At 61.1% G+C, this 12053-nt stretch carries 12 protein-coding genes and 1 other RNA gene; 7 read left to right on the forward strand and 6 right to left on the reverse strand.

Going from position 1 to position 12053, the window contains the following annotated elements:
• Entirely contained in the window at positions 1-1083 is a 1083-nt protein-coding gene (locus PHD22_RS08750) for a nucleotidyltransferase family protein (protein ID WP_299865205.1), read from the forward strand.
• A gap of 21 nt (positions 1084-1104) precedes the next feature.
• Here the strand turns inward: PHD22_RS08750 and PHD22_RS08755 are convergent, their stop codons facing one another.
• The 4 genes from PHD22_RS08755 to PHD22_RS08770 form a co-directional block, all read right to left on the reverse strand.
• Positions 1105-2430, reverse strand: a complete 1326-nt coding sequence (locus tag PHD22_RS08755; protein WP_299865174.1) for an IS4 family transposase — start codon at positions 2428-2430, stop codon at positions 1105-1107.
• Positions 2431-2519: 89 nt separating this feature from the next.
• Positions 2520-4124 (reverse strand): NAD(P)/FAD-dependent oxidoreductase, encoded by a 1605-nt coding sequence (locus PHD22_RS08760; protein WP_299865208.1) that lies wholly within the window; start codon positions 4122-4124, stop codon positions 2520-2522.
• A 404-nt stretch (positions 4125-4528) separates the two neighbouring features.
• Complete coding sequence (locus PHD22_RS08765; protein ID WP_299865177.1) at positions 4529-5566, reverse strand: IS5 family transposase; 1038 nt, start codon at positions 5564-5566, stop codon at positions 4529-4531.
• A 75-nt stretch (positions 5567-5641) separates the two neighbouring features.
• Positions 5642-5965, reverse strand: coding sequence for an HPF/RaiA family ribosome-associated protein (locus PHD22_RS08770; RefSeq protein WP_299865180.1), 324 nt, complete (start codon positions 5963-5965; stop codon positions 5642-5644).
• Positions 5966-6096: 131 nt separating this feature from the next.
• Here PHD22_RS08770 and nhaR point away from each other — a divergent pair, with 131 nt between their 5' ends.
• Positions 6097-6999 (forward strand): transcriptional activator NhaR, encoded by a 903-nt coding sequence (gene nhaR, locus PHD22_RS08775; protein ID WP_299865183.1) that lies wholly within the window; start codon positions 6097-6099, stop codon positions 6997-6999.
• A gap of 87 nt (positions 7000-7086) precedes the next feature.
• Here the strand turns inward: nhaR and PHD22_RS08780 are convergent, their stop codons facing one another.
• Positions 7087-8037, reverse strand: coding sequence for a Tim44-like domain-containing protein (locus PHD22_RS08780; protein ID WP_299865186.1), 951 nt, complete (start codon positions 8035-8037; stop codon positions 7087-7089).
• Positions 8038-8068: 31 nt separating this feature from the next.
• Positions 8069-8335 (reverse strand): hypothetical protein, encoded by a 267-nt coding sequence (locus PHD22_RS08785; protein ID WP_299865189.1) that lies wholly within the window; start codon positions 8333-8335, stop codon positions 8069-8071.
• 24 nt (positions 8336-8359) lie between these two features.
• On the opposite strand from PHD22_RS08785, the gene ffs reads away from it, so the two are divergent.
• The 5 genes from ffs to PHD22_RS08810 all read left to right on the forward strand — a co-directional run.
• Positions 8360-8458, forward strand: an RNA gene (ffs, locus tag PHD22_RS08790) — signal recognition particle sRNA small type.
• Between the two features lie 378 nt (positions 8459-8836).
• Positions 8837-10747 (forward strand): DNA polymerase III subunit gamma/tau, encoded by a 1911-nt coding sequence (gene dnaX, locus PHD22_RS08795; RefSeq protein WP_299865192.1) that lies wholly within the window; start codon positions 8837-8839, stop codon positions 10745-10747.
• Positions 10748-10773: 26 nt separating this feature from the next.
• Positions 10774-11097, forward strand: coding sequence for a YbaB/EbfC family nucleoid-associated protein (locus PHD22_RS08800; protein WP_299865195.1), 324 nt, complete (start codon positions 10774-10776; stop codon positions 11095-11097).
• 6 nt (positions 11098-11103) lie between these two features.
• The gene (recR, locus tag PHD22_RS08805) at positions 11104-11700 is read left to right on the forward strand and encodes a recombination mediator RecR (RefSeq protein ID WP_299865197.1); all 597 of its coding nucleotides are present in this window, start codon (positions 11104-11106) and stop codon (positions 11698-11700) included.
• A 77-nt stretch (positions 11701-11777) separates the two neighbouring features.
• On the forward strand, positions 11778-12053 hold a 276-nt coding region (locus PHD22_RS08810; protein WP_299865200.1), incomplete at its 3' end, for an SDR family NAD(P)-dependent oxidoreductase.

Consider the following 12053-nt stretch of genomic DNA (forward strand, 5'->3'; position numbering starts at 1 on the left):
ATGCCCCTTCCCACGGACATCCGGCACCTGCTGCAGGGGCTGCATGCCCCGCTGACGCTGACGCAGCCCCAATGGGAGCGGGTCCTGCGGCGCGCCCGACCCGTCGGCCTGCATGCCCGCCTGGCGGCAGTCCAGCTACCCCAGCCCGGCCTGCCCGACCCCGTGCGACGGCACCTGCTGTCCGCCCAGCGCATCGCAGCCCACCGGGGCCAGGCCCTGCGTGCCGAGCTCTTCCGGCTCAGCCCCCTGGTGGCGGGGGACTTTCCCGTGATCATCCTCAAGGGGGGGGCCTACCTCCTGCAAGACCGGAAGATGGCCCGGGGCCGCTTTGCCTCGGACATCGACCTGCTCGTGCCCTCCTCCCACCTGCGCGCCATGGAAGATCGCCTGCGCCGGGCCGGCTGGCAAGCCGCCGCGCTGGATGCCTACGACGAACGCTACTACCGGGACTGGAGCCATGAGACTCCCCCCATGCGCTTTCCCGGCAGCCCGCTGGAAGTGGACCTCCACCACGCCATCACCCCGGTCACCGGCAGCCTGGCCTTCGATCCCTCCAGCCTCTTCAGCCACAGCGAGATCGTCCCGGGCACACCCTTCCGGGTCCTGAGCCTGGAAGACCAGGTCCTCCACGCCTGCCTTCATTGCTTTCACGACGGGGAACTGGACCTGCGGATCCGGGAAGTGGTGGACATCGACGGCCTCCTGCGGGAAGGTGCAGCCCGCCCCCACTTCTGGGAGGCGCTCATCCGTCGCGCATCCGGGCTGGGCCTTCACCGCCCCCTCTGGTACGGACTCCACTACGCCCGCCTGTGGATGGACTGCCCCGTGCCCGCCAGCGTCATGGAGCGTCTGCCCACCCCCTCCCGGCGGACCCGCTGGTGCATGGACACGCTGATTCCCCTCGCCCTGCTGCCGCCGGACCCGGATCATCCTCCACCCCTGCGCCTCAAGGCCGCCCAGGCACTGCTACGGGCCCGCTACCACCTGCTCCGGATGCCCCCGCACCTGCTTCTTCCTCACCTGGCCCACAAGGCCGGACGGCGCCTCAAGGCATACCTGGACGGGGGCAAACCCACCCCCTGAATGCATCCCATTACACACATCTCACGCCTGCCCGAACTGCCGCGCATAGCGGGCGCCTTCTACAAAGACGGCAATCTCCTGGAGACCCAGCCAGATGGTTTTGGCGCCTGGCTCGCCGTCGTGCCGGCGGGCGAGGAAACCACCGCGCTGGGCAATCAGGCGCAGCACGGTGTTCAGGGGTGGCACCGTTTTCGGGGCGGGCTTCTTGTTGAGAATGAAGGCGGCACGCCACTCGTCGGCCTCGAACACCAGGTCGGCGGGTAAATCCGGCAGGGTGCGCCCCAGACGCATCAGGCGGTTGATCCGCCAGGCGATGACCATGTACAGCGCCAGCGCCGTTTGCAGCCGATCCGTATCGGCCAGTTGCAGGCGCTCCACCCGACACCCCTCCTTGAGCACCAGGAAAAACAGCTCGATTTCCCAACGGGCCCGATACCAGTCGAGCAGCTCGACCGCCGCCGCCAGCGTGGGGACGGCCCGGTTGGTGAGCAGGCGCCAGCACACGGGCTTGCTGCCTGCGGGGGCGTTGATCTCGGTGGCGATGAGGCACGTCACTTCGAGTGTGCCGCCTTGGCGATCGGCCAGCTCGATGCGTTCGGCCCGCAGTGCCTGCTCGACCGGCCGCGCCTTGCGCCCACGCCCGGCGGGCAACTCGAAGCGCACGCTGCCCAGGGGCGTGCCGGCCATGACCCGCTCCCACAGTTTGTCGCCCTCGGGGAGCACCCGGTTGTGCTGGCAGCGCACCAGATAATCGGCCGGGTAGCCGAGGTCGCGTGCCTTGACCAGCAGCGACAGCATGTCCGACTCCCGGTCGCCGATGCACACATGTCGGGTCTCGGGCAGGGCGCGGGCCTGTTCGGCGATGCGCTCGTAGCTCTCGACCCAGCGCACGCTCTCGAGAACACCGCCGCGCGGCGCATCGCCCTGCTTGAACTCCCGCGCCCAGGTCCAGGCGTTGGTGACGCCCAGCGGCTCGCGCTCGGGGCTGACGACGTAGGTGGGGTGCAGGTACAGGCCGCGCTGGGCTTCAAAGCTGAGCGGCCCCAGCCCACTCATCGCCTGCCCGTTGTAGTCCAGTTCGGTGGTGTCCTGGATGCACAGCACCACCGGGTGCTCGCGGATCCGCGCCTGGCTGGCCTGGGCGTGGGCGCTCAGCACCTCCTCCCAGCCCACCTGTTCGTTGCGCAGGAATCGATACGCCGCGGCCGTTTCGGCCCAGTTCTCGCACGCACCGGGAATGCTCGCTCCGGGCTTCTGCCCCAGTCGTTCGGCCAGCAGCACTGCACGCTGATTCAGCCGCGCATCACCCAGCTCGATCGTCTCAAACTCCTGCTTCGCCCAGCTCATCTGCACGCTTCCTGTGTTCGTCACTCAGGACGATAGAGTACAGGGGTGGGAGATGTGTGTAATGGGGTGGTTTTACTGGGCCAATATATTCAGCCCTGTGAAAGTAGGCTGGTCGTGACTGCTTCAGCTACCCGAATGCCGTCTACTCCTGCGGAGAGAATCCCGCCTGCATAGCCTGCACCTTCTCCCGCAGGGAACAGGCCTTTTACGTTCAAACTCTGTAGTTGTTCATTGCGGGTAACGCGCAGGGGCGAGGATGTTCGTGTTTCAACCCCTGTCAGTACGGCATCGTACATATTGAAGCCACGGATCTGTCTGTCGAAGGCGGGTACGGCTTCACGGATAGCTGCGATCGCATAGTCAGGGAGTGCAGTGGACAGGTCGCACAGACGAACCCCAGGTTTGTAGCTTGGTTCTACAGTGCCGAGTTGAGTGGAGGGTTTGCCTTTCAGGAAATCTCCGACCAGTTGCCCTGGTGCTTCGTAATTGCCTCCGCCCAGCATGAAGGCGTGACTTTCAAGGGCGCGCTGGAGTTCGATCCCCGCCAGTGGGCCACCCGGGTAGTCTTTGGGATCGATGCTGACGACAATGCCGGCGTTGGCGTTGCGTTCATTGCGCGAGTACTGGCTCATCCCATTCGTGACGACCCGGTTGGGTTCGGAAGTCGCAGCCACTACGGTACCGCCTGGGCACATGCAAAAGCTGTAAACCGCCCGCCCGTTCGACGCGTGATGAACGAGTTTATAGTCTGCTGCACCCAGTTCCGGATGCCCGGCGTGGGGCCCGAGGCGGGCCTTGTCGATCAGGGATTGGGGATGTTCGATCCGGAAACCAATGGAGAAGGGTTTCGCTTCCATATACACACCCTTGTCGTAGAGCAGCTGGAAGGTGTCCCGGGCGCTGTGGCCCACGGCCAGTACCACATGATTCGTTCTGATCTCGTCGCCGGTGGCTGTGCGTACTCCGCGCATCTGGCCATCTTCGATCAGGATGTCGGTGACCCGTTGCTGGAAACGTATCTCTCCACCAAGGCTCTCGATCTCGGCCCGGATGCTCTCAACCATGCCGACCAGGCGAAACGTGCCAATGTGAGGCTTGGAAACATACAGGATTTCTTCTGGCGCACCGGCCTTGACGAACTCGGTCAGTACCTTGCGGCCGTAGTGTTTCGGATCCTTTATTTGGCTGTAGAGTTTGCCATCCGAAAACGTCCCGGCACCTCCTTCGCCAAACTGAACGTTGGACTCTGGATTCAGGGTGTTCTTGCGCCAGAGTCCCCAGGTATCCTGCGTCCGTTCCCGTACCGACTTCCCCCGCTCGAGTACGATGGGCCGGAAGCCGGCCTGTGCCAGGATCAGGGCGGCGAAGATGCCACAGGGTCCGAAACCGATCACGACGGGGCGCTGATGGAAATGGGGTGGTGCCTTGCCGACAAAGTGATAAACCATGTCTGGGGAGGGCTTGATCTGCTGGTCGCCCTTGAATTTGCCGAGCAAGGTGGCTTCGTGCTTGACCTCCACGTCGACAATGTAGATCAGGCTCAGATGAACGTTCTTGCGCGCATCATAGCTGCGCTTGAAAACGGTGAAATTCTCGATATCGGAGGCGGGAATGCCGAGCCGTTTGGCGATGATTTCGGTAAGGGCCTCGATTGGGTGATCGAGGGGGAGGCGGAGTTCGGAAATGCGAAGCATGGTCGTCATGGCGGGATCGCGAATCCCGCAGATGGCACTAAAAGCAGATTATTTTACCCGAGCCCACCTGTTTTTCGGGTGGGCAGTTTGAGGCACTCCATTCCACATATCTCACGCCTCCCTGCACTCCTGCGCATCGCCCTGCTTGAACTCATAGTCCCCAAGTCCAGGCATTGGTGAGGCCCAGCGGCTTGGTTCGATGATTCATCTCCGCGAGTGCTGCCCAAGACCGGCCACCCCTATTTGGCCTGGAGAGTAGAGCGTTAATCCAATTGTCTTGTGGGCACCTCGAATAACCCGAGGTTTTCAGTAAATCCCACCGCGCAACGATGATGGCGACCGAATCGGGTTCAATTTCTTCGGCAAATCGCCTCGGGCAGCCGCGATTCGACCCATTTCGGGCGTCAGAAGGCCGTGATTCCGGCCTTCTGGAGATAAACCAGCCGCTTCAGGTTGTAGCAGGCCGCCATCATCGTCATCGCAAAGTTCGCCCGCGCCTGGCCGATGGTGCGCAGCAGCTTGCCGCCCATCTGCTCGATGGCCCCGAACACGTGCTCGACCCGGGCGCGCGTCTTGGCGATGCGTGTGTTGCGCCGTTGCTGGCATTCGGACAGCGGCTTGTTGCGGTGGCCCTTGCGCTGGATCTGATTGCGGAAGCCGTTTTCCTTCAGCCAGGCTTCCCGCTCCGCAGACGGATAGCCCCGGTCGGCATAGACGTCCCGGCTTGTGTTGACCGTGTCGAACACGTTGTCGAAGTGCTGGCTGTCGTGGGTGCTCGCCGTGTCGGTCTCGATCTTGCGGATGATCTTGTACTTCGTGTCGACGTTGATGGAGAGCTTGTAGCCGAAGTAGCTCTTGCCGTGTTTCTTGGTCCAGGTGGCGTCGAGGTCCTTCTGGCGCCGCTTGGCGGGCTTCCAGCCGGCCGGCATCGCGCCTTGCTCGATCAAGGCTTTCTCGCCGCGGCTGTTGTGCTGCTTGGGCGCCGGCACCAGGGTCGCGTCGATGATCTGCCCGCCGCGGGCGATGAAGCCCTTTTTGAGCAGCTGCGCCGAGACGCCGTCGAACAGCGCCTTCGCGCCCGCTTCACCGATGCGGTTCTCGAAGGTCCAGACCGTGGTGCGATCAGGGATGTTCGTCGCGTTCGCCAGCCCGCAGAAGCGCTTGTAGCTCATGCGGTCGAGCAGTTGGTACTCCATCTGCTCGTCCGACAGGGTGTACAGCCGCTTCAGGACCAGGATGCGCACCATCGTCTCGGTCGGATACGGCGGGCGGCCACCCTGCGCACTCACCGGGCGCGGCGCAATCCGATCCACCTCGGCCGCCAGCGCCACGAAGTCGATGTACGACTCGATCTCGGCCAACGGATCGCCCAGGGTGTCGATCTTCTTGCGGTGGTGATCAAAGGCGAACAGGTCGGTCTTGATGGCGCTGCGCGGTTTCATCGGAGTCGGCTCGGAGCGGATTCAGAACGGTGTGATTTTATCAAGGAGGGGCGGGGTGAGGTTTTTCGAGGCGCCCTAACGGCGGCCGTGGATGGGATTGAGCAGGGGTTCCAACTGGCGGGCAAGTTTTTGCCGAATGCGGTGCGCCAGACGGTCAATGGCGGAATGTATGTCAGCGCTTAATTCTTCCATGACGAAGGAGCGGTTTCTCAGTTGAACCACAATGTGTGCCAGTTTATCCACCCCATCGTTGTGGGGGCCATTGATGTCGCTAAGGCGAAGGGTCACCGACTGGACCACATTTCCGAAGCCGCCAAGGGCTTCACGGATGCGGCGTTGAGCATGTTCACGCAATATCTTGGCTGTGGGCAAGCCTTTGGCCTTGACCTGGATCTCCATAATCTCCTCTCCTCTCTGGTGATGTCTTGATGAGTACTATATGGATATCCATTGTTAAGGTAAAGTCGCATTAAACGTAGTTACGTGTAGGAAAATAAGATGAGTAGCGTTTGTTTTAACGGGATACATCCATGAACTTGAAACACCTTTTTTATTTCTGGAAGACGGCCAAGAGTGGAGGCGTGGTTAAGGCAGGAGAGGCCCTGCATGTGACGCCTCAGACTATCAGCGGGCAGATTCGCCTGCTGGAGGATAGCCTCGATACCCAGTTGTTCTCACGAGATGGACGGGCCCTGGAACTGACGCCCGCAGGGCGTCTGGCGCTGGAATACGCCGATGAGATGTTCTCTCTGAGCGCAGAGCTTGAGCAGGCCTTGCGCCACTATCCTAAAGGACGACCCGTGGAGTTCAGGGTGGGGGTTTCGGATGCAGTACCGAAGTCCATTGCCTACCGGCTGCTGCGTCCTGCCGTCGATCCCGCGGATCCGGTTCGGATCATCTGTCGTGAGTGGCGTCTGGATCGCTTGCTGGCTGAGTTGGCCATCCATAAGCTCGACCTGGTCATTGCCGATTCGCCTATCCCCCCTTCCGTGGATGTTAGAGCCTATAACCATCGGCTTGGGGAGTCCGGCCTGAGCTTTGTGGCTGCCCGCTCCTTGCTGGGGGAGTCTCCCTGGGCGTTCCCTGCCTGCATGGGGGAACTTCCTACTTTGTTGCCTGGGGAGGACTCGGCCATCCGTCGCAAGTTTGAGGACTGGCTGGAGCGCAGACGCCTGCGTCCGCGAATTGCAGGTGAGTTCGATGACACGGCGCTGATGACAGCCTTCGGGCGGGCGGGGGTAGGAGCGTTCGTGATCCCTACTGCCATTGAGCAGGAAATCCTGTCTCTGGGAGATCTGGTCCTGCTGGGCCGGGCCGAGGAGGTGCGTATCGAATATTACGCGATTTCGGTTGAGCGGCGTCTCTCGCACCCCTGTGTGCTGGCTATTTCCGATGCTGCGAAGGCGGGCTTGGCCCGAATGGAAGGAAATTGAAAAGCATAAAAAGACCCCTGCAGCGAGTTCGTCGCATACAGGGGTTAGGGGGTACTGCTAGAGAGTGGAGGGGTAGGGTGGCCAGGTTCAGTTGTTCTGCTGAACGCCCGCGACCAGCCAGCCAGATTTCCCGTTGCGCGGCTTGGTCAGATGCCACACTTCATCGATGGTTTCCGGTGCAGCGTGTTCGTCTTCCCGCAGGAGGCCGGTGAAGCGGACGCTGACGATATAGCGCTCGGCTTCTTCGGCAACATCGAGTACCTCAGCATTCAGGGAGACGACATCCGTTTTCTGGGATGGGTTGCTCTGCTCCATCCAGCCCATCTTGATTTCAGCAAGCATCTCGGGCGTGGTGTATTCGCGAATGTCTTCCAGGTTGCGAGCGTCGTTGGCGGCCTGCAGGCGGATGAAATTTACTTTTGCGTTGCGGACGAAGGCCTCTGCATCGAAATCGGCAGGGATGTTGCCTGTCGGCGTTGTGGCTGAGGTGTCAACCGGGCTGCTGCTGCCAGCAAAAGCCTGATTGGCAGCGGGAGCAGGTTCGCCACTTCCGTAGGGAGCCCCGGCGCCAGCGTACTGCATGCTGCCCGCGCCCGCTGCTGTGGGCTGTTTCGCCATGGCACGCTTGCGCAGGATGAAACCGACGATGGCGATTACGGCAAAGGCGATCAGAGCCATCATCATCATGGATGCGAGTTCTTCACCAAATCCAAAGTGCGAGGCGAGGGCGGCCAGGCCGATGCCGGCGGCCAGACCCGCCAGGGGACCCATCCAAGAGCGCTTTGGTTGAGCGGCTGCGGCTGCAGCGGGAGCTGCTGCAGCGGGAGCTGCTGCTTTCTGGGCCGCCGGCGCTACGGCTGCACCCGGTGCCTGGGCTGGAGTGGAGGGTGTGGCGGTCGGGGTCTTGGGCTGATTCAGCTCCTGGCGCTGCATGCCCGAAGACTTGCCGCCACCGAAGCGCTTGGCTGCTTCCGCGTCACTGGTCGCGAGGGTAAGGCCCAGCGCCAGTGCGGCGGTCATAAGGGCAAAGGATTTCATGCGTTTCTCCTGAAGTTTGATGTGCAACAGTTCAAGGATACCGGCCCTTGTGAATAAATAAAATCAGAATTGTCGGTAGTTTTATTTCGGAAAAAGTTTTTTTGTGGAGGGAGGGGTGATCCCTTTGCTGCTTATGCTCAGTGCAGTCAAGTTTGGTCGCAGGCTGACCGCTGCCCGGAGTGCTCATGACGCTACCCTGAAGGTGATGCCCGCCTGCAACAAGAGAAGCTGTCGCTTGGTGATTGATGAAATTCCGGATTTCCCTGAAGCCGATTTCATAAAGCATTAGGTTCTTCATGGCTGAGCTGTTAGAATGCGGTGTGGCGGGTCTCCTCGCATTGTAGCGCGGTGAACTTGGTCAGGGCCGGAAGGCAGCAGCCACAGCCGTTCCCTGCAAGTGCCGAGGGTCAGGCTCGCCACCCCAAACAAAAAAAGAGGGGCGCCCAAAACGGCGCCCCTCTTTTCGTTTGTGCGCCCAGCATGGGCGCACTCCTGCGGGTGCAAGTCCCGCCGTAAGTTGATCACAACGAACGAAGTGAAGCGCAACTGCGTGAGGTTGGCCGAGGAAGCCAGGAGCATAAGCTGCGAGCGACTCCACTTGAAGGTCAACAAGGCCAAGACGGCCGTAGCGCTGGCTTCGCGCCGTAAAGTTCTGGGCTATGTCTTTTGGTACGGCTCGGGCGGACGCAGCATGCTGGGTGGTGTGGGGGGTACGGTCAGGTAAGCTGACAGCCCCTATCCCGATCGACGATCTGATCCTGTCCCGCAGGGAAGGGTTTTGGCCTGATAGAATCTCGCCATGGCTTATCAAGTTCTTGCCCGTAAGTGGCGCCCGCGCAGTTTCGAGACGCTCGTCGGTCAGGAGCATGTGGTTCGTGCGCTGACTCACGCCCTTCAAACGGGTCGTCTGCACCATGCATACCTTTTTACGGGGACGCGTGGTGTCGGTAAAACGACCATTTCCCGTATCCTGGCCAAGGCGTTGAACTGTGATACAGGCATCACGGCGACTCCCTGCAACCACTGCGCGGCCTGTGCTGCCATCGATGCGGACCGTTTTCCCGATTACGTGGAAATGGATGCTGCCTCCAATCGGGGGGTGGACGATATGGCGGCATTGCTGGATCAGGCGGTTTACGCCCCGGTTCAGGGGCGTTACAAGGTTTACATGATCGATGAAGTGCACATGCTGACCGGGCATGCCTTCAATGCCATGCTTAAAACTCTTGAAGAGCCTCCCGAGCACGTCAAATTCATCATCGCGACGACCGATCCCCAGAAAATTCCGGTCACCGTGCTGTCCCGTTGCCTCCAGTTCAATCTCAAACAGATGCCTCCGGGGCATATTGTCGGGCACCTGACCCGCCTGCTTGAGGCGGAGGCGGTTCCCTTTGAGCCGGCGGCTTTGAGCCACCTTGCCAAGGCAGCCAGCGGTTCCATGCGTGACGCCCTTTCCCTGCTGGATCAGGCGATTGCCCACGGTGCGGGCAAGGTCGAGGAACTGGCGGTGCAAGACATGCTCGGCACCGTGGGTGATGACCATTTGTATGAAGTCCTGGATGCGTTGCACACAAATGATGTGACTGCATTGATGGCTGCGGTCGAGGGAATGGAGTCCCGGAGTCTGTCTTTCGAGTCGGCGCTCCAGGCGCTGGCCAGTCTCATTCACCGAATTGCCTTGGCGCAGATGGCCCCTGCCGCCATTGTCGATGAGTTTGAGCGGGAGCGTCTGGCGCCCTATGGACAGGCTTTTGATCCTGAGTTTCTTCAACTCGCTTACCAGATCGCTGTACATGGCCGTGATGAGCTGCCCCTGGCTCCAGACGAGGCGACGGGGTTTTCGATGACGCTCCTGCGTCTGTTCGCTTTCCGCCCGCAGCAGCCTGAAGGGCTGGGCAGCGTTGCTTCCGGGGGGGGAGGGCAAGGGCATGCCAGGACCTTCCCGCGTGGCGCAGCGGCGGGCCAGGTAACGGCAGCATCTCGTTCATCTGTGGTGAGTGTTCCGACAAAAGCGCCGGCGGCGATCGCGCCTTCTTCGGCTCCTGTCAGGCCTGAGCCGCCTGAGTCAGCATCCAATTCATCCCCTCCGGCCCCGGTGATAGAAGCGTCCAAGCATGAAAGGACACCCACGGTCCCGGAGTACGGCAGCAGTGTCCCACCCTGGGAGGATCTTCCTCCTGAAGCCAGCGAAATGATGGCGCCCGCTGCGGCAGCGTCAGCACCTGAGATCCCCAGGCCGGTGATGCAGGCCTCTGCGGCAACCTGCATGCCTGCGCCAGAGCCTCTGTCGCAGGTGTTGGACGCAGTAGCCCCGCCTGAGCTTCTGGGGCCTATAGACTGGCATGACCTCCAGGAGCGCATTGGTCTTGGCGGGCTGAACCTGCAACTGGCTCAGCACAGTGAGTATGTGGGCGTGGAGAGTGGCGTATTCCGCCTTCGCCTTGCCAGTGATCAGCGTCACCTGCTGCAGATCAACAAGGCGGGCCCCGAAAAATTGCAGGAGGCTCTTTCTGCCCATTTTGGTTGTCCCCTGCGTGTTCAGGTGGAGATTGGCCAGATTGCCACTGAGACGCCCGCCCAGCGTAATCAACTGGAAAGGGAGGAGCGTCACTCGGCCGCTGTTGCCGCCCTTGAGCACGATCCCTTTGTGCGTGAATTGATGCAGCGATTTGGCGCAACCCTTGAGGAAGCGTCAGTTAAACCCCTTTGATACAAACCTACCCGGAGAATGACAGAATGATGAAAGGCGGCATCGCAGGCCTGATGAAACAGGCCCAGCAAATGCAGGAAAACATGAAGAAAATGCAGGATGGCCTGGGCAGCATCGAGGTTGAAGGGCAGTCTGGGGCAGGCATGGTCAAAATCACCATGACCTGCAAGCATGATGTCCGTCGTGTCACCATTGATCCGTCCGTGATGGATGACAAGGAAATGCTGGAAGATCTGGTGGCCGCCGCCATGAATGATGCTGTCCGCCGTGTGGAAAGCACCACTCAGGAAAAGATGGCGGGTTTTACGTCCGGCCTCAATCTGCCCCCAGGCTTCAAGCTGCCTTTCTGATTTCCTGTGAGCGCTCCTTCCAGTCTGGATTTGCTGATCGAAGCCTTGCGCTGCCTGCCCGGAGTTGGTCCCAAGTCTGCCCAGCGGATGGCTTTCCATCTGCTTCAGCGGGATCAGCGGGGGGCCGCCCGGCTGGCCACGGTTCTGGGGCATGCGCTGGAGGTGCTGCGGCACTGCTCCCGCTGCAATACCTTCTGCGAGGAGGAGGTCTGTAATCGCTGCGCCAGTCCCCAGCGCGACGCGAGTCAGCTGTGTGTGGTGGAGATGCCGGCTGACCTCGCAATGCTGGAGGCGACCCACAGCTACAACGGGCTGTACTACGTGCTCATGGGTCGTCTGTCACCCCTTGATGGTATCGGTCCTCGGGAATTGGGACTCGAAAAATTTCTCGCCCGAGCCTGTGATGGGATCGTGCAGGAAGTTATCCTTGCGACCAATTTCACCAATGAGGGTGAGGCTACTGCCCACATGATCTCCGAATTGCTGCGTAGCCGGGGCCTGCGTGTCAGCCGTATTGCCCGAGGGATTCCCGTGGGGGGGGAACTGGAGCATACCGATACGGGCACCATTGCCCAGGCGCTGGTGGAGCGCCGTTCCCTTTAAGAAGCTCGACCGGGGCCCGTCCAGCGTGGAGCACGGTATCATTCCGGCATTGATTCAACTACATCCGGAAGTCCTGCATGCCTACCATTCTTGTTACCGGTGGAGCTGGTTACATCGGCTCCCACACCTGCGTCGAACTGCTCAAGGCAGGGTATGAAGTCGTTGTTGTAGACAATTTTTCCAACAGCAAGCCAGAGGCCCTGCGCCGCGTAGAGGAGATTGCCGGGCGCAAGCTGGCGGCCTTCCATCGGGCCGACATCCGTGACAAGCTTGCGTTGGCAGCCATCTTCCAGGCTCATTCGATTGAGTCTGTGATTCATTTTGCGGCCCTCAAGGCGGTTGGTGAGTCAGTG

It is taken from the genome of Zoogloea sp. (genome assembly GCF_028693495.1).
Lineage (GTDB): Bacteria > Pseudomonadota > Gammaproteobacteria > Burkholderiales > Rhodocyclaceae > Zoogloea.